Raw genomic sequence first — 22,847 nt, forward strand, 5'->3', positions numbered from 1 at the left:
GATGCGACATCCGCAACAGTCGCTTATCCCCCGGCCACGTACTCGACGGACGCGTCGAGCAGCCACGCCGCGACGTATTCCGCGAAGGACGAGCGGACCAGCACGCGGAAGCCGTCCTCACCGGCGACCAGGACGACTCCCGCCCTGGCCAGCATGGTCTGGGCGCACCGGCCCGGACCGAACACCCGGGGGTGCAGGTCCAGCGCGCAGCCGTGGGCCAGCACGTCCCGCGCCCGGTCCCCGGCAATCACCAGGGTGGTGCGCTGGGCCGACACGTCGACGATCGAGACGTGCTCACCGTCCACCGCCTCCATGAGACGCTCCACCAGGCCGGGGGCGGCGCCGTCGGGGCCGACCACCAGCCACTCGTCGGGCCCGAGCCACAGCACCTCCAGGTCGCCGCCGCCCACCGCGATGCCGGGCTCCACCGGCAGCGGCACGCCGATCGCCGTCCCGATCCGCTCCGCCGCCGGGCTCTTGGGGTCCACCCGGAGGTTGATCTGGGTCAGGAAGGGAATCTCGGCCAGGCGCAGGCCGCCGCCCGCGCTCGCCGCCTCGAACCTGGCCGCGAACGCCGCGGCCGGACTCCTGCGCTCAGCCGTCGGCTCAGCCGTCGATTCAGCCATCGCGGCGCGCTCCTTCCGGGTCGTACAGGACGTGGGAGGTCACGGTGACGGGCACCAGGTCCGCCCCGACCGGCGCGTACAGCCGCTCGCCGACCCGCTCGCGTCCGCCGCTCACCAGCGCGAGCGCGAACGTACGGCCCAGCGCGGCGCTGCGGTAGCTGGAGGTCACGAAGCCGAGCGTGGGGACCGGCGGCTCGGGCAGCGCCGAGGTCTCCACGAGGTGGGCGCCTTCGGGCAGCAGCACGCCGGGGTCCTCGGGCAGCAGCCCGACCAGATGCTTGCGGTCGGGCCGGGAGGTGTCCGCCCGGGCGTAGGACCGCTTGCCGACGAAGTCGGCCTTCTTCTTCGACACGATCCAGCTCATGCCGAGGTCCTGCGGGGTGACCGTGCCGTCGGTGTCCTGGCCGACGATCGGGAACCCCTTCTCCGCGCGCAGCACGTGCATGGTCTCGGTGCCGTACGGCGTGACCTCGCCGGACGCCATGACCGCCTCCCACAGGGCGAGCCCGAGCCAGGAGGAGACGTTGATCTCGTAGGCCAGCTCGCCGGAGAAGCTGATCCGGCAGACCCGCGCCTCGATCCCGGCGACCTCTGCGTCCCGCCACGTCATGAACGGGAAGCTGTCGTTGTCCACCGCGAGGCCCGGCGCGAGCCGCCCCAGCACCTCGCGGGAACGCGGCCCGACGAGCGCCACGGTCGCCCACTGCTCGGTGACCGAGGTGCAGCAGACCCGCAGGTCGGGCCACTCGGTCTGCAGCCACTCCTCCATCCAGTCGAGCACCGCCGCCGCGTTGCCGGTGGTCGTGGTGACGAGGAAGCGGTCGCCCGCCAGGCGGATGACGGTGCCGTCGTCGAAGACCATGCCGTCGGGACGGCACATCACGCCGTAGCGGATGGAGCCGACCTTGAGCGTGCTCATCATGTTCGTGTAGAGCCGGTCGAGGAACACCGCCGCGTCGGGCCCGACCAGGTCGATCTTCCCGAGCGTGGAGGCGTCCATCGCCGCCACGTCCTCGCGCGCCGCCCGGCACTCGCGCAGGACGGCGGCCTCCATGTCCTCACCCGGCCGGGGGTAGTACCAGGGCCGCTTCCACTGCCCGACGTTCTCGAACAGCGCCCCGCGCGCCACGTGCCACTCGTGCATCGCGGTGACGCGCACCGGGTCGTGCAACCGGCCCCGGTCGCGGCCGGCCAGCGCGGCGAACGAGACCGGTGTGTACGGCGCGCGGAACGTCGTGGTCCCGAGCTCGGCGACGTCGACGCCGAGCGCGTGCGCCACGACGCCGCCGGTCAGCAGCCCGGACGTCTTGCCCTGGTCGTGGGCCGTGCCGGCGGTGGTGTAGCGCTTGACGTGCTCGACCGAGGTGAGCCCCGCGCCGGTCGCGCGCAGGACCTCCGCCACGGTGACGTCCCGCTGCAGGTCCACGAAGTGCGTGCTGTAATCGTCGGCCTCGACAAGCCACAGGTGCTCGGCGGGCGCGGCGGCGGGCTCCTCCTCGGCAGTCGGCACGGTGTTCACGGACGGCACGGTGACCGCGGACGACACCGCGAATCCGGCGGCGGCCAGCGCGCGGCGGCCCGCCTCGGCGCCGTCCTCCAGGCATTCCCGGAGCGTGCGGACGCCCCTGGCGAACCCGGCGGCCTCCACCGCCTGGCGGGTCTCGCCGGGCGTGAACGCGCCCAGCCCCTCGTCGTGGCGCAGCGTGCCCCCGGCCTGGCTGAACAGGTGCACCACGGGGGTCCAGCCGCCCGACACGAGCAGCAGGTCGGCGGGCACCTCCCGCACGTCGCCACCCTCGCCCTGTGTTTCCGAGCGGGGGGCGATGTCGACCGAGGAGACCTCGCCCTCGCCCCTCGCGGCGGTTACCACGTGGCCGGTCAGGACCTCGATGCCGCGCTCGGCGCAGCGTGCGGCCCACGCCTCGCCGGGAGCCCGCCGTACGTCGGCGATCGCGGCGATCTCGACGCCGGCGTCGGCGAGGTCGAGCGCCGCAGCGTACGCGCTGTCGTTGGTGGTGAACACGACCGCCCGGCGTCCGGGCAGGACGCGGTAGCGGTTGGCGTACGTGCGGGCCGCGCCGGCCAGCATCACGCCGGGCAGGTCGTTGCCGGCGAAGGCGACGAACCGCTCGTGGCCGCCGGTCGCCAGCACCACGCGCTTGGCCCGGATCCGCCAGACGCGCTCGCGCGCCGTGTCGGCGGGGGCCTGGGCGCCCAGGTGGTTCGTCCGGCGCTCCACCGCGACGACGTAGTTGTCGTCGTAGTGACCGACCACCGTGGTGCGGCGCAGCACGGTCACCTCCGGCAGGGCGGCCAGCGCGGCGACCTCCTCGGACGCCCACTCGCGGCCCGGCCTGCCGTCGAGCGTCTCGGTCGTGCCGAGCAGGCTGCCGCCGGGCTCGGGCCGCTCGTCGGCGAGGATCACCCGCGCGCCTGCCCATGCGGCCACGCCCGCGGCGGCGATGCCGGCCGGTCCCGCGCCGACCACGAGCACGTCGCAGTGCGCGTGCACGGCGTCGTAGCGTGCCGGGTCGGGGCGGTCGGCCAGCCTGCCCTGTCCCGGCAGGCCCGTGGCGACCAGGCCGTCGTACAGCTCGACGGTCGTGGCCTGGAGCATGGGCTCGGGGAAGGGCTCCTCGATCTGAACGAGCGCGTTCGGCTCCTCGCAGCCCGCGGCGTACACGCCGCGCGGGCGGCCGAACTTGACACTGCTCGCCACCGCGCGCACGCCGTTGGCGAGCAGCGCCGAGGCCAGCGTGTCGCCTTCCAGGCCCTCGTACTCCCGGCCGTCGAACCGGAAGCGGAGCACTCGCCCGCTCGCCCCCTCGCGGCGGTACGGCTGCGCGCCGGACCCGCTGGTTCGCTCGCTCATGCGCTTACCGGCCGCGGCTCGCCCGCCCGGTAGACGGCGTGGATCTCGTTGGTGGCGGTGTCCCGTACGGCGTTGAACCAGCGGCGGCATCCGGCGGTGTGGCTCCACCGCTCCGCGAACAGGCCCTTGGGGTTGTCGCGGAAGAACAGGTAGCGGGCCCACTCCTCGTCGGAGAGGGCGGCCGGGTCCTCCGGATAGGCGACGTGGGCCTGCCCCCCGTAGTGGAACTCGGCCTCGTCCCGCGGCCCGCACCACGGGCAGGGAATCAGCAGCATTCTGTCTCCGGTGTTAATGCGCGACGGCGGCGGCGCCGTGCTCGTCGACGAGCTTGCCGGTGGTGAACCGGTCGAGTGAGAAGGGGGCGTTGAGCGGGTGGGGCTCGCCGGTGGCCACGGTGTGGGCGTAGCACCAGCCGACGCCCGGGGTGGCCTTGAACCCTCCGGTGCCCCAGCCGCAGTTGACGTACAGGTCCTCGACAGGGGTGAGGCCGACGACGGGCGAGGCGTCGGGGGTCACGTCCACCACGCCGCCCCAGGTGCGCAGCACGTGCGCCCGGGCGAAGACCGGGAACAGCTCCAGCGCGGCCGACATCTGCCGTTCGATGATGTGGAACGCGCCGCGCTGGCGGTAGGAGTTGGCCGCGTCGATGCCCGCGCCCATGACCAGCTCGCCCTTGTGCGCCTGGCTCACGTACACGTGGACCGCGTTGGACATGACCACGGTGGGGTGCACCGGCTCAAGCAGCTCCGACACCAGCGCCTGCAGCGGGTAACTCTGCAGCGGCAGCGACACCCCCGCGTATCCGGCGACGACCGAGGAGTGCCCGGCGGCGGCGAGCGCGACCTTCTTGGCCGCGATCGGGCCGCGGGTGGTCTGGACGCCGGTCACCCGGCCGTCGCGCACGTCGAGGCCGGTCACCTCGCAGTGCTCGATCATGTCGACCCCGAGGTCGGCCGCCGCCTTCGCGAAGCCCCACGCCACGTAGTCGTGCTTGGCGATGCCGGCCCGGGGCTGGTAGGTGCCGCCGAGCACCGGGTAGCGCACGTCGGGTGAGACGTCGACGATCGGGCAGACCTCCTTGACCTGCTCCGGCGTCAGCCACTCGGCGTCCACGCCGTTGAGCCGGTTGGCGTTGACCCGGCGCACGCTGTCGCGCACGTCCTGCAGGCTGTGCGCCAGGTTGAGCACGCCGCGCTGGCTGAACAGCAGCGGGTAGCCGAGGTCCTCCTCCAGCCCCTCCCACAGCTTCAGCGCGTGCTCGTAGATGCCCGCGCTCTCGTCCCACAGGTAGTTGGAGCGGATGATGGTGGTGTTGCGGGCCATGTTGCCGCCCGCGAGCCAGCCGCGCTCCAGCACCGCGACGTCGGTGATCCCGTGGTTCTTGGCCAGGTAGTAGGCCGTGGCCAGACCGTGGCCGCCGCCGCCGACGATCACCACGTCGTACGCGCGCTTCGGCTCGGCCGAGCGCCACAGCCGGTCGGGATGGTCGGGCAGGTCGGCGCCCGGTGGTTCGGCGGTGCGGGTTCTGGGGCTCATCGGGCCTCCCCGATGCCCGGGTAGAGGGGGTGCTTGGCGGCGAGGGCCTCGACCCGGGCGCGCAGCGCCGTCAGGTCCGCGCCGGGACGCAGCACCTGGGCGATCACGTCGGAGACCTCCTCGAACTCCGGACGGGCGAAGCCCCGGGTGGCGAGCGCCGGGGTGCCGATCCGCAGCCCCGAGGTGACCATCGGGGGACGGGGGTCGAACGGCACCGCGTTGCGGTTGACCGTGATCCCGGCCTCGTGGAGCCGGTCCTCGCCCTGCCTGCCGTCCAGCTCGGATTCGCGCAGGTCGACCAGCACCAGGTGGACGTCCGTCCCGCCGGACAGCACCCGTACGCCCGCCTCGGCGGCGTCGGGGGCGAGCAGCCGGTCGGCGAGGATCCGCGCGCCCTCCAGCGTGCGGCGCTGCCGGTCGCGGAACCACTCGCCCGCCGCGATCTTGAACGCGACCGCCTTGGCCGCGATGACGTGCTCAAGCGGGCCGCCCTGCTGGCCCGGGAACACCGACGAGTTGATCTTCTTGGCCAGGTCCTCGGTGGACAGGATCACGCCGCCCCTGGGCCCGCCGAGCGTCTTGTGGGTGGTCGTGGTGACGATGTGCGCGTGCGGGACGGGCGACGGGTGGAGCCCCGCCGCGACCAGCCCGGCGAAGTGCGCCATGTCCACCATCAGGTAGGCCCCGACCTCGTCGGCGATGCGCCGGAAGGCGGCGAAGTCGAGGTGGCGGGGATAGGCCGACCAGCCCGCGATGATCAGCTTGGGCCGGTGCTCGCGGGCGAGCCGCTCGACCTCGTCCATGTCCACGAGGCTGTCGCTCTCGCGCACGTGGTAGGCCACGACGTTGTAGAGCCGGCCGGAGAAGTTGATCCTCATGCCGTGGGTGAGGTGGCCGCCGTGCGCGAGGTCGAGGCCGAGGATCGTGTCGCCCGGCTCCAGCAGCGCCGACATCGCCGCCGCGTTGGCCTGCGCCCCCGAGTGGGGCTGCACGTTCGCCGCCTCGGCGCCGAACAGCGTCTTGACCCGGTCGATCGCGAGCTGCTCGATCACGTCGACGTGCTCGCAGCCGCCGTAGTAACGCCTGCCGGGGTAGCCCTCGGCGTACTTGTTGGTGAGCACGGAGCCCTGCGCCTGCATCACCGAGACGGGCGCGAAGTTCTCCGAGGCGATCATCTCCAGCGTGGACCGCTGGCGGCGCGTCTCCTCGCCGATCGCCGCCGCGACCTCCGGGTCGGCCTCGGCGAGCGGCGCGTCCATCACAGATTCGTTCACTTCAGTCCTCACTAGCTGCGCAGCCGTTCCATGGCGGGGTCGAACAGGGGCTCCTCGGCGACCACGGCGGTCACCCGCCGGTCGAAGTAGCCGATCTCCAGCGTCCGTCCGGGCGTCGCGAGCTCGGCGGGTAGCCACGCGTAGGCGATGCCCTTGCCGATCGTGTAGCCGAAGGCCGCGCTGGTGACGTAGCCGACGCTCGTGTCGCCGTCGTAGACGGGCTCCCTGCCCATGACCACCTGCGTGGGGTCGTCGATGGTCAGGCAGGTGAGGCGGCGGCGCATGTTCTCCTTGCGCCGTGCCAGCGCCTCACGGCCGATGAAGTCGCCCTTGTCCATCTTCACCGCGAACCCGAGCCCGGCCTCGTACGGGTCGTGCTCGAAGGTCATGTCGGTGCCGAAGGACCGGTAGCCCTTCTCCAGCCGCAGGCTCGCGAAGGCGCCGCGCCCGCCGGCGATGATCCCGTATCGCTGCCCGGCCTCCCAGAGCGTGTCCCACAGCTTGGCGCCCAGGTCCGCGGTGGTGTAGAGCTCCCAGCCCAGCTCGCCGATGTACGACAGCCGCAGCGCGGTGACCGGCACGGTGCCGATGTACGCCTTCTTCGCCCGGAAGTAGCGGAAGCCCTGGTTGGAGAAGTCGGCGTCGGTCAGCGGCTGGACGAGGTCGCGGGCGTGAGGCCCCCAGACGCCGAGACAGCAGGTGCCGGCCGTGATGTCGCGGACCATGACCGAGCCGTCCGCGGGCAGGTGGCGGTGGAACCAGTCGAGGTCGAGGTTGCCGTTGGCGCCGACCTGGAACACGTCGCGGCCCAGCCGGGCGACGGTCACGTCGCTGCGGATGCCGCCGTCCTCGTCGAGCAGCAGGCAGTAGGTCACGGAGCCGACCGACTTGTCCATCTGGCCGGTCGTCAGCCGCTGCAGGAAGGCGAGGGCGCCGGGGCCGGCGACCTCCAGCCGCTTCAGCGCGGTCATGTCGTACACCGCGACGGACTCGCGGGACGCCTGGGCCTCCGCGCCGACGATCGGCGACCAGTAACGCGCCGCCCAGTCGTTGGGCGTGGGAATGTCGCGGCCCTCCAGCAGGCGGGCGTTCGCGCCGTACCACTGCGGCCGCTCGTAGCCGACGGCCTCCAGGAAGAAGGCGTCCAGCTCGCGCTGCCGGGTGTGGAAGGGGCTGAGGCGCACCGGCCGCGGCTCCTCCATCGGCTGGAGCGGGTGGATGATGTCGTAGACCTCGACGAAGTTCTGGCAGTCGCGGGCCAGCACGTATTCGGGCGCGAGCTGGTGCGGCTCGAACCGGTTGACGTCGCACTCGTGCAGGTCGAACGACGAGCAGTGGCCGTCGACCAGCCACTCGGCCATCGCCTTGCCGACGCCCGCGGAGTGGGTCACCCAGACCGCCTCGGCGACCCAGAAGCCCTTCACGTCGGGGGACTCGCCCATCAGCGGCATGTGGTCCTGGGTGAAGGAGAACAGCCCGTTGATGCCCTCCTCGATCTCCGCCGCGCGGGTGCCGGGCAGCAGCCGCTGGGTCTCGGTCCAGGCGTCCTCGAAGTCCTCCGGCGTGAACGTCAGCACCGACGGCATGACCGCGGCCTCGTCCACGGAAAGCAGCTCGTCGGGACTGATCGGCATCGGCCGGTGGCCGTAGTAGCCGATGCCGACGCCGTCGAACCGCTGGCGGTAGTAGAGGTCGGCGTCCTGGTGCCGCAGGATCGGCAGCGTCGCCTCCTCCTCGCGTCCGGCGAGGGCGGGCACCTGGCCGGTCCAGGCGAGCTGGTGCGCGAGCGGGGTCAGCGGCAGCGGCATGCCGACCATGCCGGCCACCTTCGGCCCCCAGATGCCGGCGCAGCAGACCACGACGTCGGCGGGGATCTCACCCTGGTCGGTCACCACGCCTGCCACCCGGCCGTCCTCGGTGCGGACGTCGAGCACCTCGTGCCGCTCCAGCACCCGTACGCCGCGCGACCGCGCCCGCCCGAGCTGCGCGTCGACCGCGCGTACGGCCTTGGCGAGGCCGTCGGTGGGGATGAACAGGCCGCCCAGCACGGTGCCGGGGTCCACCAGGGGGTGGTGCTCGGCGCACTCGGCGGGGGTGAGCAGGCGCGACTCGACGCCCCAGGACGTGGCCCAGCCGTGCCGCCGGTGCAGCTCGGCGAGCCGTTCCGGGCTGGTCGCGACCTCGAGCCCGCCGACCTGGAGGAAACAGGGCTCGCCGTCGAGGTCGAGGGAGCAGAGCTTTTCGACGGTGTAGCGCGCCATCTCGGTCATGGTCTTCGACCCGTTGATCTGGAAGACCAGTCCCGGGGCGTGCGAGGAGGAGCCCCCGGTCGCGGGCACCGGGCCCTGGTCGACCACGGTGACGTCCGTCCAGCCCCGGGCCGACAGTTCGTCGGCGAGCGCCGCACCGACGACGCCTGCTCCGATGATGACGACGCGCGGGCCCGTCATATCCACCTCCGTTGCTGCATTGTTGTTGCGCAATTCGCAACATTATGCGCTTAACGCAACAAGCGTGACGTGTCACATTGCGGGTGTCAAGCACCAAAAACACGACAAAATCGTGCCCGGTGCCGATCAGGGGGAAGATCGGCACCGGGCACGACGGTGAGGCTGTGGCTCAGCTTTGCGACGGCAGCCAGGCCTTCACCTTCCACATGACGTGGAGGAGCTCGGCACCGACCTGGTCGTGCTCGCCCGCTACATGCAGGTCCTGAGCGACGACATGTGCAAGCGCCTGGAGGGGCGGGCGATCAACGCCACGAGCGCGGCGTCAAGCTGATCGGCGCGACCCCGCACTACGTCACCGCCGACCTCGACGAGGGGCCGATCATCGAGCAGGACGTGGCGCGCGTGGACCACTCGCTCGACCCGGACGAACTCGTCACCGTGGGCCGCGACGTGGAGGCGCAGGTGCTGGCCAGGGCCGTACGCCGGCACAGCGAGAGCCGCGTGCTCCTCAACGGCGACCGCACCGTCGTCTTCCGCTGACCCCCCGCACCGTCGAGTACATTCACGGACGCTCGGGAGCACCGAGCAGGCCGCGGTTGTAACCCTCCGCGACCGCGGCCGCACGGTCGTTGACGTCGAGCTTCGCGTAAATGTTGAGCAGGTGCGTCTTGACCGTGGCCTCGGTGATGAACAGCCGGGCGGCCGCCTCCCGGTTGGTGTGCCCGGCCGCGACCAGGCGCAGCACCTCCAGCTCGCGCTGGCTCAACGGGCCGGTCGACGGCGCCGGGGTGCGCAGCCGGCTCATCAGGCGGGCGGCGACCGACGGAGAGAGCGCGACCTCGCCGCGGGCCGCCGCGCGTACGGCGCGCAGCAGCTCGTCTCGCGGCGCGTCCTTGAGCAGGTAGCCGGTGGCGCCGGCCTCGATCGCGGGCAGCACGTGGCTGTCCGTGTCGTAGGTGGTCAGCACCAGCACCCGGGCCGGTACGCCGCGCCGGGCCAGCTCGCCGATCGCGGTGACGCCGTCCATGCCGGCCATCCGCAGGTCCATCAGGATCACGTCCGGCCCGAGCGCCTCGGCCAGCCGGACCGCCTCGGCCCCGTCCGCCGCCTCGCCGACCACGGTGAACTCGGGGTCGCGGGCGAACATGCTGCTCAGCCCGTCCCGCACCACCGGGTGGTCGTCGGCGATGAGCAGCTTGATCGGGTCACTCACGAACGCACCTCCGGCGCCTCGGCGGGCAGGCAGGCCGAGATCCCCGTCCCGCCCCCCACCTCCGATTCGATCTGCAACGTGCCCGACAACGCCTCTATCCGCTGCCGCATCGCCACCAACCCGAAGCCCCCGTCGCGCTCGACCTGGGCGGCCGGGTCGAAGCCGCGGCCGTCATCGCGGACGTCGAGGGCCACCTGCTGGTCCATGTAGGAAAGGGTGAGACCGACGCGGGTGGCGGTGCCGGCATGCTTGGCGACGTTGGCCAAGGCCTCTTGGGCGACCCGTAACAGGGCGACCTCGGCCTCCGGGCGCATCGTGCGGGTTTCGCCGGTGACGGTGACCTGGGCCGGGATGCTGTGGCGGGCCGACCACTTGGCCACCACCTCGGTGATGGCGTCGGCCAGGCGGCCGGTCTCCAGCGGCTCCGGGCGCAACTCGTTCACCGAGCGCCGCGCCTCGGTCAGGCCCTCCCGGGCCAGCGCGGTCGCCGCCGCGTGGTGCCGGCGCCACGCGGCCGGGTCGTCCGCCGCGTGCTCGGCGGCCTGCAACTGGGTGACGATGCCGGTCAGGCTCTGGGCCAGCGTGTCGTGGATCTCTCGAGCCATCCGGGCCCGCTCGTCCAGGACGCCGGCCGCGCGGGCCTGCTCGACCAGCCGTTCCTGCAGCGCCGCGTTTTCGGCCAGCGCCGCGGCCAGCCGCGCGTTGGCCTCCCGGGCCTCACGCAGCGCCGCCTCCCGGGAGTCGTAGTACCGCGTGCCGATCTCGCCCATCCAGGCCACCAGGCACATCGGCGCGATGTTGATGACCAGGATCGCCAGGTACTCGAGGCGGCCGACCCAGGAGCCGGTGTCCAGGTCGGCCGACTGTGCCGTGCCGGCCACCACGGCGGCGCCGGCGATGAAGTACAGCTCGCGCGGCCAGCCGATGATCCGATACGCGTAGAAGTACAGCACCGGCGTGTAGAAGCCGAACCATGGGTTGCGCAGGACCATGACCATCCCGAACAGAATCAGGCCGGCCAGGAAGACGCCCATCACGCCGATCCGGTCGCGCCACGCCGGGTGCAGCGTGAAGAGCGCCAGGCTCCACACCGCGGCCGCCGCGCAGAGCGCGAGGTCGATGGTGAGGGAGCCCGGCTGGTCGTGCTTGAAGGCGATGGTCAGGGCGGCCATGACGGCCAGCAGCACGTACGGGACCACGGTGACCATGGGCCGGAACCGCTGCTCCCAGGCCGCCGGCCCCGCCATCTGCCAACTCTGCATCGTGTACCTACTCCCAGCGGAACAATCTAGCCGCCGCCACGGCCGCCCCGGCCGCCCACGCGAGCAACGTGACCAGAGCGAGCCAGTGCGGCCAGTGCCCGTTCGTGGCGTCCTGCAGCGCGGTGACCGCGGCACCCATCGGGGTGACCTGGCTGATGTGCCGCAGCATCGGCGGCATGACCGGGATCGGCAGGAACAGGCCGCCGAGGAAGACCAGCGGGTAGAAGACGACGGCGCCGAGCGCGTTGGCCGCCCGCCCGCCGGGTGCGGCCGCGGTGACGAGCAGGCCGACGGCCATCAGCGCGACCGCCGCCAGCAGCGTGGTCAACAGGAAGCCGGCCATCTGCCGGGGCAGCACCACCCCGAACGCGAACCGCGCGACCAGCAGCAGCGCGGACACCGCGACCACGGCGGTCAGCAGCATGACGATCAGCTGCGCGGCCAGCAGCCGGACCGGCCCGACCGGCGTGGTCCGCAGCCGCCGCAGCACCCCCTTCTCGCGGTAGCCGGCGAGCACCGGCGGCAGCACGTTCAGGGCGAGTACGGCCAGGACAAAGGCCACCAGGATGGGCACGTACGTGTCCAGCAGCCTCAGCCCGCCGAGGTTGGCCCGGTGCTCGTTGTAGAACGGCAGGTTGCCGAAGACGATCAGCAGGAGCAGCGGCAGCCCGACCCCGAAGGCCGGCCCCGACTTCTCCCGCAGGAACAGCTTCAGCTCGGTCAGCGTCAGCGTGGTCATGAGTTCCTCCCGGTCAGCGCCACGAACGCGTCCTCCAGCGTGGGTTGCCCGGCGCGCTCGATGAGTTCGGCCGGCGTACCGGTGACCAGCACCCGGCCGGCGTCGATCACCGCGATCCGGTCGCAGAGGCGTTCGGCCTCCGGCATGAAGTGGGTGACCAGCACGATCGTGACGCCACCGGCGCGGACGCCGTCGATCAGATCCCACGTGTCGCGCCGGGCGTGCGGGTCCAGCCCGGTGGTGAGCTCGTCGAGCACGGCGATCCGGGGCCGCCCGATCAACGCGAGCGCGATCGCGAGCCGCTGCTTCTGGCCGCCGGAGAGTTTCCCGTACGGTGTCCTCTCCCGCCCGGCCAGCCCGAGCTGCGCCAGCAACTCCCCCGGATCGGCCGGGTCCGGATAGAACGACTGGTAGAGCCGCATCGCCTCGCCCACCCGCAGCCGCTCGGGCAGCTGGCTGTCCTGCAGTTGCACGCCCACCCGCCGGGTCAGCTCGGCGTGGTCGCGCCGCGGGTCGCGGCCCAGCACGCGGATCCGGCCGCGGTCCGGCGCCCGCAGGCCCACGAGGCACTCCACGGTCGTGGTCTTCCCGGCGCCGTTGCGCCCGAGGATGCCGAAGATCTCCCCCTGTGTCACGGTGAACGAGACGTCATCCACGGCCACCGTGCTCCCGTAGCTCTTGTGGAGGTTCTCCACTTCGATCACCGCACTCACGGCCGGACCACCGGGCGCCGGTTGATCTGTACGACCACGGCCAGCAGGAGCAGCCCGCAGATGCCCTGCTCGAGCTTGAACCAGAGCGGGAACGTGCCGGGCAGCGCGATGATCACCACGATCGCGACCAGCATGACCGCGGTGACGACCCGCAGCCGCAGCAGCATCCTGCGGTCGCCGCGGGCCGCCCGGACCGCGAAGAAAAGCGTGAGCAGCGAGCCCGCGGCGACGATGGTGCCGCGGATCCAGACCGCGGTGGTGACCATCGTCGCGTCGTGCCGAAACATGATCATCGCCATCAGCGTCAGCAGGCTGACCGCGGCGTACCCGCTGATCAGCCAGACCACATTGCGCATGTCGGTGTGCCTCCGTCTCTCCGTTCGCCGACGGAGATCAGCGTCGCAACGGAGGCACCCCATGCGGATCGCCCGATCTCCCGAGCGGGCGGTGGAATCGGCGGCTCGCCCACGCGGTGGAGCGACTCCACCGATCGGTGGATTCAGGGGCGTGGAAGCAGGGGTCTCCTGGGAATCCCGCGACGCCCCAGCTCAGGGTTGCGTCAAGCGCTACAGTCCCGCTATGAGCAACGACGCTTCCGGTGCCAGGGCCGAGGCCAACGGCGGCGGCGTGCAGTCCGTGGACCGGGCGATCAGCATCATGGAGATCCTCGCTGGCCGCGGGGAGGCCGGGGTCACCGAGATCGCCGCCGAGATCGAGGTCCACAAGTCGACCGCCTTCCGCCTGCTGGGGGCCCTGGAGTCCCGCGGGCTCGTCGAGCAGACCGAGGATCGCGGCAAGTATCGCCTCGGCTTCGGGCTCGTCCGCCTCGCCGGCAGCGTCTCCATGCGGATGGACGTCACCCAGCAGAGCAGGCCCGTCTGCCAGCGCCTGGCGGAGGAGATCGGCGAGACGGTGAACATCGCCGTCCTGCGCTCGCACTACGCGGTCAACCTCGACCAGGTGCGCGGCCCCTCCGCCGTCACCGCCTACAACTGGGTGGGTCAGCTCACGCCCCTGCACGCGACGTCGAGCGGCAAGGTCCTGCTGGCGTACGTGGACCGGCAGCGCCGCGACGACCTGATGCGCGCCGCCGGCCTGCGGCGCTACACGCCGAACACGGTGACCGCGGGGGAGGACCTGGAGCGGCAACTGGCGGAGGTGCGCGAGCACGGCTGGGCGCTGACGCTGGAGGAGCTGGAGGTGGGCCTGAACGCGCTCGCCGCCCCCGTCCGCTCCTTCGGCGGAGAGGTCGTGGCGGCGGTCAGCGCGTCCGGGCCCGCCTACCGGTTCAGTGAGGGCCGCATGCGCGAACTGGCCCCGGTCCTCGTCAGGGGAGCCGAGGAGATCAGTCACCGCCTCGGCGGATAGCCTTCTCCCCCGCCGCGCTTCCCGCCGCACGCCGCAGCCGTACGACGACGCTCTTGGACGTGGGCGTGTTCGACGTCTCCGCCACCGAGTCCAGGGGCACCAGCACATTGGTCTCCGGGAAGTAGGCCGCGCAGCAGCCCCGCGCCGTCGGATAGGCGACGGCCCGGAATCCCTCCGCCACGCGCTCGCCGTCCGGCCACTCGCTGATGAGGTCGAGCATGTCACCGTCGGCGAGACCGCGCTCGGCCAGGTCGTCGGGATGCACGAACACCACCCGCCGCCCGTTGGCGATGCCGCGGTAACGGTCGTTCAGCCCGTAGATCGTGGTGTTGTACTGGTCGTGGCTGCGCACGGTCTGCAGCAGGAGGCGGCCCGGGGGCACGCGCAGCACCTCCAGCGGGTTGACCGTGAAGTTCGCCTTCCCCGTGGCCGTGGGGAAGCGGCGCTCGTCGCGCGGCGCGTTCGGCAGGAGGAAGCCCCCCGGCCTGCGCACTCGCGCGTTGAAGTCGCCGAACCCGGGCACCACCCGCTCGATGCGCTCCCTGATCGCGTCATACCCGGCCTCGAAGTCGGCCCACGGCACGTGGGGGTCGTCGCCGAGCAGCTCGCGGGCCAGCCGGCACACGATCGCCACCTCGGACAGCAGCGCGTCCGACGCCGGGCGCAGCCGTCCGCGCGAGGCGTGCACCGCGCCCATCGAGTCCTCGACCGTGACGAACTGCTCGCCGCCGGCCTGGACGTCCCGCTCGGTGCGGCCGAGCGTGGGCAGGATGAGCGCCTGTTCGCCGCAGACGGCGTGCGACCGGTTCAGCTTGGTCGACACCTGCACGGTGAGCCGGCAGCGGCGCAGGGCCGCCTCCGTCGCGGCGGTGTCCGGCGTCGCGGAGACGAAGTTGCCGCCCATGGCGAAGAACACCCTGGCGTCCCCGTCGCGCATGGCGCGGATGGCCTCCACGGTGTCGTGGCCGTGCTCGCGGGGCGGCGGGAAGCCGAACTCGCTCTCCAGCGCGTCGAGGAACTCCGGCCTGGGCTTCTCGTAGATGCCCATCGTCCGGTCGCCCTGCACGTTGGAGTGGCCGCGTACGGGACACACGCCCGCGCCGGGCCGTCCCACGTTGCCGCGCAGCAGCAGGAAGTTGACGATCTCCCTGATCGTCGGGACCGACTTGCGATGCTGGGTGAGGCCCATGGCCCAGCAGACCACGACCGAGCGGGCGGCCAGCACGTCGCGGGCCGTCTCCTCGATCTCGGCACGGGTCAGCCCGGTGGCCTCCAGCACCTCGGCCCAGTTCGGACCAGCACCGTCGAGCCCGCGTACGTGCTTCTCCCAGGCCTCGAACCCGTGCGTGTGCGCCTCGACGAACTCGCGGTCCACCACCGTGCCGGGCGCGGCGTCCTCGGCCTCCAGCAGGAGCAGCGACAGCGCCTGGAACAGCGCCAGGTCGCCGCCCAGGCGGATCTGCAGGAAGCGGTCGGACAGCGCCGTCCCGGTCCCGGCGAGGCCGGAGGGCCGCTGCGGGTTGCGGAAGCGCATCAGCCCCGCCTCCGGCAGCGGGTTGACCGCCACGATCCGCGCCCCGTTGCGCTTCGCGCGCTCCAGCGCGGTGAGCATGCGGGGGTGGTTGGTGCCGGGGTTCTGGCCGACCACGAAGACGAGGTCGGCCCGGTGCAGGTCCTCCAGCAGCACCGTCCCCTTGCCGATGCCGAGCGTCTCGGTCAGCGCCGAGCCGCTCGACTCGTGGCACATGTTGGAGCAGTCGGGCAGGTTGTTGGTGCCGAAGCGGCGGACGAGGAGCTGGTAGGCGAAGGCGGCCTCGTTGGAGGTGCGGCCGGAGGTGTAGAAGACGGCCTGGTCGGGGTGGTCGAGCGCGCGCAGCTCGCGCGCGACGACGCCGAAGGCGTCCTCCCACGAGATCGGCTCGTAGTGGTCCGAGCCCGCCGGCTTGTACATCGGCTCCGTGAGCCGGCCCTGCTGGCCCAGCCAGTAGTCGCTGCGCCGGGCCAGCTCGTCCACCGGGTGCTCGGCGAAGAACGCGCGGGTGACCCTGCGGACCGTCGCCTCCTCCGCCACCGCCTTCGCGCCGTTCTCGCAGAACTCGGCGGGACTGCGGTGGCCGTCGCCCTCGGGCCAGGCACATCCCGGGCAGTCGAAGCCGGACTTCTGGTTGACCCGCAGCAGGGTCAGCACCGTCCGCCCCGCGCCCATCTGCCGGTACGCCGTGCCGAGCGCATGGCCGACCGCCGGAACCCCGCCCGCCCAGGTCTTGGGCGAGCGGATCTCCAGGCCTTCGTCTCCGACGTCCTCTCGAGGCGCCTTACGCGTCACCTCGCATCTCCTCCAACCTCACTGGCCGAGCTTGCCCCGTACCCAATCATGGAACAGCCCGATGTGGTGCTCGCTCGGCACCAGCACGCCGCCCTTGGCGTACGTCCGGGAGCTCATCGAGGGCTGGGTGCGCTCGCAGGCCTCGAAGTCCTGCTCGTTGACCCGGTGGAACAGCTCCACCGACCGGCTGATGTCCTTGCCCCCGGCCACGACCTCCGGCAGGTAGAGCCAGTCGCACTCCACCACCGTGCGGTCGGCCGCGAGCGGGAACATCCGGTGGGTGATCACATGGTCGGGCACCATGTTGACGAACACCTGCGGCTTGATCGTGATCGCATAGTAGCGCCGGTCCTGGTCCTCGCTGATGGTCGGGATGCGGTCGAGCCCCTCGGAGCCGTCGACCGTGAACCCCTGGATGTCCTCGCCGAACAGCGCGCCGTGGCCCACGTAGTACTGCGCCGCGTAGCCGTCGGCGAACTCCGGCAGCACCTCGGTCAGCTCGGGGTGGATGGTCGCGCAGTGGTAGCACTCCATGAAGTTCTCGACGATGAGCTTCCAGTTCGCCTTCACGTCGTACACGATCCGGCGGCCGAGCGCCAGGTTGGCGACGTCGTAGTTGTCGAGGGAGGCCACGTCGCCGAGACGCGTGCGCACCTCGCCGAGCACGGTGTCCTCGAACGAGGGCGGCTCGTCGGCCAGGCAGACCCACACGTAGCCCAGCCACTCCCGCACCGCCACGTTGACGAGGCCGTACTCGACCCGGTCGAGGTCGGGCATCTTGGTGAGGTTGGGGGCCGCGATGAGCTTGCCCTCAAGGTCGTACGTCCAGGCGTGGTACGGGCACTGGAAGGCCCGCTTGACCTCGCCGGACTCCTCGGTGCAGATCCGGGCGCCGCGGTGGCGGCAGACGTTGTAGAACGCGCGGATCGAGTTGTCCCGCGCCCGCGTGATCAGGATGCTCTCGGTGCCGATCTGGACGGTCCTGAACGCCCCGGGCTTGGGCAGGTCGGCGGCCCGGGCCGCGCAGAACCACATCGACTCGAAGATGTGCTTCTGCTCCAACGCGAAGACCTGGGGGTCGGTGTAGTGCTCGCCCGGCAGCGTGGCCATCAGGCTGGGGGGCAGGCTGGTGGTGCTCACTTTGGCTCCTGGGGGTGTGCGCAGTGGTCCTGCGTAGCGCGTCGCGGAACTGAGATGTTCAGGGGAAAGCCGGTCACAGCGGAAAGCCGGTCAGCGTGCGGAGAGCCGGTAAGTGTCGAAGAGCCGGTCAGAGCACCACGACGGAGCGCAGCACCTCACCGTGGTGCATCTTCTCGAAGGCCGACTCGACGTCCTCGAGGGCGATCGTCTCGGTGACGAACGCGTCCAGGTCGAGCCGTCCCTGCTGGTAGAGGGAGACGAGCATGGGGAAGTCGCGGCTGGGCAGGCAGTCGCCGTACCAGGAGGACTTGAGCGCGCCGCCGCGCCCGAAGACGTCGAGCAGCGGCAGGTCGAGCGTCATCTCCGGGGTCGGCACGCCGACGAGCACGACGGTGCCGGCCAGGTCGCGGGCGTAGAAGGCCTGCTTGTACGTCTCAGGGCGGCCCACCGCCTCGATCACGACGTCGGCGCCGAAGCCGCCGGTCAGGTCGCGGATCGCCTCCACCGCGTCGGTGTCGCGGGAGTTGACGGTGTGGGTGGCGCCGAAGCGGCGGGCCCAGGCGAGCTTGGTGTCGTCCACGTCCACCGCGATGATCGTGGTCGCGCCGGCCAGGTGCGCGCCCGCGACGGCCGCGTCGCCCACGCCGCCGCAGCCGATGACGGCGACCGAGTCACCGCGGGTCACCCCGCCGGTGTTGATGGCCGCGCCGAGCCCCGCCATGACCCCGCAGCCGAGCAGGCCGACCGCGACCGGCGACGCGCTCGGGTCGACCTTGGTGCACTGTCCGGCCGCGACGAGCGTCTTGTCGGCGAACGCGCCGATCCCGAGCGCCGGGGACAGCGGGGTGCCGTCGGCCAGCGTCATCTTCTGCGTGGCGTTGTGGGTGGCGAAACAGTACTGCGGGCGTCCGCGCAGGCAGGCGCGGCAGGCGCCGCAGACCGCGCGCCAGTTGAGGATGACGAAGTCGCCGGGGGCGACGTCGGTCACCCCCTCGCCGACCGCCTCGACCACTCCGGCCGCCTCGTGCCCGAGAAGGAACGGGAAGTCGTCGTTGATGCCGCCCTCACGGTAGTGCAGGTCGGTGTGGCACACCCCGCAGGCCTGCACGGCCACGAGTGCCTCACCCGGACCCGGGTCGGGGACGACGACGGTCTCCAGGCTGACCGGCTGTCCCTTGCCCCTCGCGACGACCCCGCGGACTTCGTGCGCCATGGTCTCTCTTTCCCTCGAATCAGTCAGCGTGCATTAGTTGTGCAAGACGAAACACATAGCACTATGCGCAACAGACTGAGGCCGTGCAAGGCCACTGTCAAGAGGTGAAGTGAGGGTTGTCGCCCGCCGGTCAGGCGGCTCGCGGCCACCTGCCCGCGCCTGTTATCGGGGGCCCTGCTCCAGTTGGGCGACGACCGGGGCGAGCAGGTCGTTCAGCTCCCGTACGAGGACCGCGAGGGCGCGGTGCGCCGTCTCGGCCAGGTCGCGCGCGGGCCCGTCCGGCGTCGCGGGCAGGTCCTCGAGCGGCACCGGGGCGTCCACGAGCAGGGTGGGACGCAGATGGGGGACCTTCGCGAGGTCCTGCTCTGCGGGTTCGACGAACTGACCGAAGATCTCCGGCCAGCCCCGCCAGCCGCGGTCGCGCCACCAGCCGCGCGAGACCGTCAGCGCGGCCGGCAGCGGGGAGACGAGTGTGACGCGTGCCGTCAGCGACCCGTCCCAGCCGTTGCGCACGCAGGAGGCGGACAGGATCCGCCGGTGCCAGCGCACCAGCCCCGGCGAGGTCAGGGGTGGGGTGGCGATCCGCCAGGCCGCGCACGCGAACGCGACCGGGGCGATGTCACCCCACACCCCCTCGAACTCGCCGATGTTCTCCCACACGCGCTCGGAGTAGTGGCTGACGCCGTCACGGGCGCGTTCGCGGTCGGATCGGCCGTCGATCCAGAAGGCCTGGTGTCCGGCCATGGGGCGGGATCAGCCGTTCGACGCGGCGGTGGTCGGCGCGGCGGTGGCAGGCGCGGTCTCGCCGGCGAAGACGAACGTGGCGTTGTCGCCCTCGCCCTCGATGTCGATCTTGACGACCTGGCCGGGCCGCAGCTCGCCGTAGAGGATCTTCTCCGACAGCGTGTCCTCCAGCTCCCGCTGGATGGTCCGGCGCAGCGGACGGGCGCCCATCACCGGGTCGTACCCGCGGTCGGCGAGGACCTGCTTGGCGGCCGGAGACACCTCCAGGCCCATGTCGCGGTCCTTGAGCCGCTCGCCCACCTGGGCGAGCATCAGGTCCACGATCTGGATGATCTCCTTGGGCGTGAGCTGGTGGAAGACCACGATGTCGTCGACGCGGTTGAGGAACTCCGGCCGGAAGTGCTGCTTGAGCTCCTCCTGCACCTTGACCTTCATCCGCTCGTAGGTGCTCTCCTCGTCGTTGGCCTTCGCGAAGCCCAGCCCCACGGCCTTGGAGATGTCCCGGGTGCCGAGGTTGGTCGTCATGATGATGACGGTGTTCTTGAAGTCCACCACCCGGCCCTGGGCGTCGGTCAGGCGACCGTCCTCCAGGATCTGCAGCAGCGAGTTGAAGATGTCCCCGTGCGCCTTTTCGACCTCGTCGAACAGGACCACAGAGAACGGCTTGCGCCGCACCTTCTCGGTCAGCTGGCCGCCCTCTTCGTACCCGACGTAACCGGGCGGGGAGCCGAACAGCCGCGAGACGGTGTGCTTCTCCATGAACTCCGACATGTCCAGCATGATCAGCGCGTCTTCGTCCCCGAACAGGAACTCCGCCAGCGCCTTGGACAGCTCGGTCTTACCCACACCCGACGGGCCGGCGAAGATGAACGACCCACCCGGACGGCGCGGGTCCTTCAGACCGGCGCGGGTGCGGCGGATCGACCGGGACAGACCCTTGATCGCGTCGTCCTGACCGATGATCCGCTTGTGCAGCTCGTCTTCCATCCGGAGCAGCCGCTGCGACTCCTCCTCGGTCAGCTTGAACACCGGGATGCCGGTGGCGGTGGCCAGGACCTCGGCGATGAGCTCCTCGGTCACCTCGGCCACGACATCCATGTCGCCGGCCTTCCACTCCTTCTCCCGCCGCTCCCGCTTGAGCTGCAGCTGCTTTTCCTGATCCCGCAGCGCCGCGGCCTTCTCGAAGTCCTGCGCGTCGATCGCGGACTCCTTCTCCCGCCGCACATTCGCGATCTTCTCGTCGTACTCGCGCAGGTCCGGCGGCGCCGTCATCCGGCGAATCCGCATCCGCGACCCGGCCTCGTCGATCAGGTCGATCGCCTTGTCCGGCAGGAACCGGTCACTGATATACCGATCCGCCAACGTCGCGGCCGCCACCAGCGCGCCATCGGTGATCGACACCCGGTGATGCGCCTCGTAACGATCCCGCAGACCCTTGAGGATCTCGATCGTGTGCGACAGCGACGGCTCGGCCACCTGAATCGGCTGGAACCGCCGCTCCAACGCCGCGTCCTTCTCGACGTGCTTGCGGTACTCGTCCAGGGTCGTCGCGCCGATCGTCTGCAGCTCGCCCCTCGCGAGAGGGGGCTTCAGAATGCTCGCGGCGTCGATGGCGCCCTCGGCGGCGCCCGCGCCGACCAGCGTGTGCAGCTCGTCGATGAACAGAATGATGTCGCCCCGGGTGCGGATCTCCTTGACGACCTTCTTCAGGCGCTCTTCGAAGTCACCGCGATAGCGGGAACCGGCCACCAGCGCACCCAGGTCCAGGGTGTAGAGCTGCTTGTCCTTCAGCGTCTCGGGCACCTCACCCTTGACGATCTTCTGCGACAGCCCCTCCACCACGGCGGTCTTGCCCACACCGGGTTCACCCACCAGCACCGGGTTGTTCTTGGTCCTCCTGGACAGGACCTGCATGACCCGCTCGATCTCCTTGTCCCGGCCGATCACCGGGTCGAGCTTGCCCTCCCGCGCGGCCTGGGTCAGGTTGCGCCCGAACTGATCCAGCACAAGAGAGGTCGACGGCGCCGACTCCTGCGGCCCGCCCGCCGCCGCCGGCTCCTTGCCCTGATAGCCGTGCAGCAACTGAATGACCTGCTGACGCACCCTGTTCAGATCGGCGCCCAGCTTCACCAGCACCTGCGCCGCGACACCCTCACCCTCCCGGATCAACCCCAGAAGAATGTGCTCGGTGCCGATGTAGTTGTGCCCGAGCTGCAACGCCTCGCGCAGCGACAGCTCAAGAACCTTCTTGGCCCGCGGCGTGAAGGGGATGTGTCCCGACGGCGCCGACTGCCCCTGGCCGATGATCTCCTCGACCTGCTGGCGCACCCCCTCGAGACTGATCCCAAGGCTCTCCAGAGCCTTGGCCGCCACACCCTCACCCTCATGGATCAAGCCAAGAAGAATGTGCTCAGTACCGATGTAGTTGTGGTTGAGCATCCGGGCCTCTTCCTGGGCCAGGACGACAACCCGCCGCGCACGGTCGGTGAACCTCTCGAACATCCTGCACTCCTCGCTGCGGCGTGACCTACAATCGGAGTCTCCACTTCGGTTACAGGCTATGAACCGGCCGATCCGGATGTCAATCGAGGCGTGGGGAGAGCCGAGGAATGCCGAACGACCAGCGCGTTCCCGAGCCGGGCGTCTCCGGGGGACCGCCCAGGGCGCTGCGCGCCGACGCCCAGCGCAACCGTACGCGCATTCTGGAGGCCGCCGAGGCCGTCTTCGCGGCCAAGGGTCCCTCCGCCTCCACGGAGGAGATCGCGCAGAAGGCCGGAGTCGGGATCGGGACCGTCTTCCGGCACTTCCCCACTAAGGAGTCCCTGCTCAAGGCGATCATGAACGCGGTCGCGGTCAGGCTGGCCGAGGAGACCCGGGCGCTCGCGGCAGAGGGCGACCCCGCCTCCGCCTTCTTCACCTTCTTCACCCGCACCGTCGAGCAGGCCGCGGAGAAGAAGACCGTCGTCGACCTGCTCGCCCAGGCCGGCATCCCGGTCACCGTCGCCAAGCCGGTCCTCGCCCTGCGCGAGGCCGTCGAGGTGCTCGTCGGCAAGGCCCAACAGGCCGGGGCCGTACGTCCCGACGTCCGGGTGCCGGAGATCATGGCCCTGCTGATCGGCGTATGTCAGGCGTCCCTGCACACCCGGTGGGAGCCCGATCTGCGGGCCCGTACGCTCGCGATCGTCTTCGCGGGCCTGCGCCCCGCCGCCGCGACCGGCTGACGCCCGTCTCTCCGCGGTCGCGGAAAGCCGCAGGTCATCAGCGTGGCGGGCACGTCGTGTGAACCCTCGCGCCCCACAGCCGCAATGATTGGCTGCGCACGGTGCCGACGACCCCGTCGATGGAGACGGGTCCGATGCGCCGGCACCCGT

Annotated in this window: 17 protein-coding genes and 2 pseudogenes; 3 read left to right on the forward strand and 16 right to left on the reverse strand. The window is 71.3% G+C overall.

Translation table 11 applies throughout. The annotated features are described in order from the left end of the window. Window positions 1–23 precede the first annotated feature (23 nt). Genes ACQEVJ_RS35850 through ACQEVJ_RS35875 form a run of 6 tightly spaced genes read right to left on the reverse strand, consistent with a single transcriptional unit; the run spans window position 24 to window position 8,758 of the window. Complete coding sequence (locus ACQEVJ_RS35850) at window positions 24–626, reverse strand: sarcosine oxidase subunit gamma (protein ID WP_433108942.1); 603 nt, start codon at window positions 624–626, stop codon at window positions 24–26. Further along, window positions 619–3,498 (reverse strand): 2Fe-2S iron-sulfur cluster-binding protein, encoded by a 2,880-nt coding sequence (locus tag ACQEVJ_RS35855; protein ID WP_433108944.1) that lies wholly within the window; start codon window positions 3,496–3,498, stop codon window positions 619–621. Before ACQEVJ_RS35855 ends, ACQEVJ_RS35850 begins: the two co-directional genes overlap by 8 nt. Continuing rightward, entirely contained in the window at window positions 3,495–3,773 is a 279-nt protein-coding gene (locus tag ACQEVJ_RS35860) for a sarcosine oxidase subunit delta (protein ID WP_433108946.1), read from the reverse strand. Before ACQEVJ_RS35860 ends, ACQEVJ_RS35855 begins: the two co-directional genes overlap by 4 nt. Before the next feature lie 13 nt (window positions 3,774–3,786). Further along, window positions 3,787–5,034, reverse strand: a complete 1,248-nt coding sequence (locus ACQEVJ_RS35865) for a sarcosine oxidase subunit beta family protein (RefSeq protein ID WP_433108948.1) — start codon at window positions 5,032–5,034, stop codon at window positions 3,787–3,789. Continuing rightward, the gene (glyA, locus tag ACQEVJ_RS35870; protein WP_433113165.1) at window positions 5,031–6,293 is read right to left on the reverse strand and encodes a serine hydroxymethyltransferase; all 1,263 of its coding nucleotides are present in this window, start codon (window positions 6,291–6,293) and stop codon (window positions 5,031–5,033) included. The genes ACQEVJ_RS35865 and glyA overlap by 4 nt, the downstream gene beginning before the upstream one ends. A gap of 26 nt (window positions 6,294–6,319) precedes the next feature. Then, entirely contained in the window at window positions 6,320–8,758 is a 2,439-nt protein-coding gene (locus ACQEVJ_RS35875) for a GcvT family protein (protein ID WP_433108950.1), read from the reverse strand. 211 nt (window positions 8,759–8,969) lie between these two features. Between ACQEVJ_RS35875 and ACQEVJ_RS35880 the strand changes: the two are divergent. Beyond that, window positions 8,970–9,298: pseudogene (locus tag ACQEVJ_RS35880) on the forward strand (formyltransferase family protein); the annotation flags it as partial. A gap of 22 nt (window positions 9,299–9,320) precedes the next feature. On the opposite strand, the gene ACQEVJ_RS35885 reads toward ACQEVJ_RS35880, so the two are convergent. The 5 genes and pseudogenes from ACQEVJ_RS35885 to ACQEVJ_RS35905 form a co-directional block, all read right to left on the reverse strand. Continuing rightward, window positions 9,321–9,971: a response regulator gene (locus ACQEVJ_RS35885; protein WP_433108952.1), complete on the reverse strand. Its 651-nt coding sequence runs from the start codon at window positions 9,969–9,971 to the stop codon at window positions 9,321–9,323. Further along, the gene (locus ACQEVJ_RS35890; RefSeq protein ID WP_433108954.1) at window positions 9,968–11,218 is read right to left on the reverse strand and encodes a sensor histidine kinase; all 1,251 of its coding nucleotides are present in this window, start codon (window positions 11,216–11,218) and stop codon (window positions 9,968–9,970) included. The genes ACQEVJ_RS35885 and ACQEVJ_RS35890 overlap by 4 nt, the downstream gene beginning before the upstream one ends. 22 nt (window positions 11,219–11,240) lie before the next feature. After that, complete coding sequence (locus ACQEVJ_RS35895) at window positions 11,241–11,972, reverse strand: ABC transporter permease (protein WP_433108956.1); 732 nt, start codon at window positions 11,970–11,972, stop codon at window positions 11,241–11,243. Between the two features lie 50 nt (window positions 11,973–12,022). Then, window positions 12,023–12,685 (reverse strand): annotated as a pseudogene (locus ACQEVJ_RS35900) (ABC transporter ATP-binding protein); the annotation flags it as partial. Then, complete coding sequence (locus ACQEVJ_RS35905) at window positions 12,682–13,041, reverse strand: hypothetical protein (RefSeq protein ID WP_433108958.1); 360 nt, start codon at window positions 13,039–13,041, stop codon at window positions 12,682–12,684. The gene ACQEVJ_RS35905 and the pseudogene ACQEVJ_RS35900, both read right to left, overlap by 4 nt. A 223-nt stretch (window positions 13,042–13,264) precedes the next feature. Here ACQEVJ_RS35905 and ACQEVJ_RS35910 point away from each other — a divergent pair, with 223 nt between their 5' ends. Further along, window positions 13,265–14,053 (forward strand): IclR family transcriptional regulator, encoded by a 789-nt coding sequence (locus ACQEVJ_RS35910; RefSeq protein WP_433108960.1) that lies wholly within the window; start codon window positions 13,265–13,267, stop codon window positions 14,051–14,053. Here the strand turns inward: ACQEVJ_RS35910 and ACQEVJ_RS35915 are convergent. The 5 genes from ACQEVJ_RS35915 to ACQEVJ_RS35935 form a co-directional block, all read right to left on the reverse strand. Then, a complete protein-coding gene (locus ACQEVJ_RS35915) occupies window positions 14,031–16,379 on the reverse strand; it encodes an FdhF/YdeP family oxidoreductase (protein ID WP_433108962.1) in 2,349 nt (782 codons plus the stop codon). The two genes, ACQEVJ_RS35910 and ACQEVJ_RS35915, sit on opposite strands and share 23 nt — an antisense overlap. Window positions 16,380–16,397: 18 nt before the next feature. Continuing rightward, window positions 16,398–17,489, reverse strand: coding sequence for an aromatic ring-hydroxylating oxygenase subunit alpha (locus ACQEVJ_RS35920; protein ID WP_433113168.1), 1,092 nt, complete (start codon window positions 17,487–17,489; stop codon window positions 16,398–16,400). A gap of 157 nt (window positions 17,490–17,646) precedes the next feature. Beyond that, window positions 17,647–18,732 (reverse strand): S-(hydroxymethyl)mycothiol dehydrogenase, encoded by a 1,086-nt coding sequence (locus ACQEVJ_RS35925; RefSeq protein WP_433108964.1) that lies wholly within the window; start codon window positions 18,730–18,732, stop codon window positions 17,647–17,649. Window positions 18,733–18,894: 162 nt separating this feature from the next. Next, window positions 18,895–19,476 (reverse strand): hypothetical protein, encoded by a 582-nt coding sequence (locus ACQEVJ_RS35930; RefSeq protein WP_433108966.1) that lies wholly within the window; start codon window positions 19,474–19,476, stop codon window positions 18,895–18,897. A gap of 9 nt (window positions 19,477–19,485) precedes the next feature. Further along, entirely contained in the window at window positions 19,486–21,978 is a 2,493-nt protein-coding gene (locus ACQEVJ_RS35935) for an ATP-dependent Clp protease ATP-binding subunit (RefSeq protein WP_433108968.1), read from the reverse strand. Between the two features lie 107 nt (window positions 21,979–22,085). Here ACQEVJ_RS35935 and ACQEVJ_RS35940 point away from each other — a divergent pair, with 107 nt between their 5' ends. Beyond that, window positions 22,086–22,697, forward strand: coding sequence for a TetR/AcrR family transcriptional regulator (locus ACQEVJ_RS35940; protein WP_433108970.1), 612 nt, complete (start codon window positions 22,086–22,088; stop codon window positions 22,695–22,697). Window positions 22,698–22,847 lie beyond the last annotated feature (150 nt).

The organism is Microbispora sp. CA-102843 (genome assembly GCF_050936215.1).
GTDB lineage: Bacteria > Actinomycetota > Actinomycetes > Streptosporangiales > Streptosporangiaceae > Microbispora.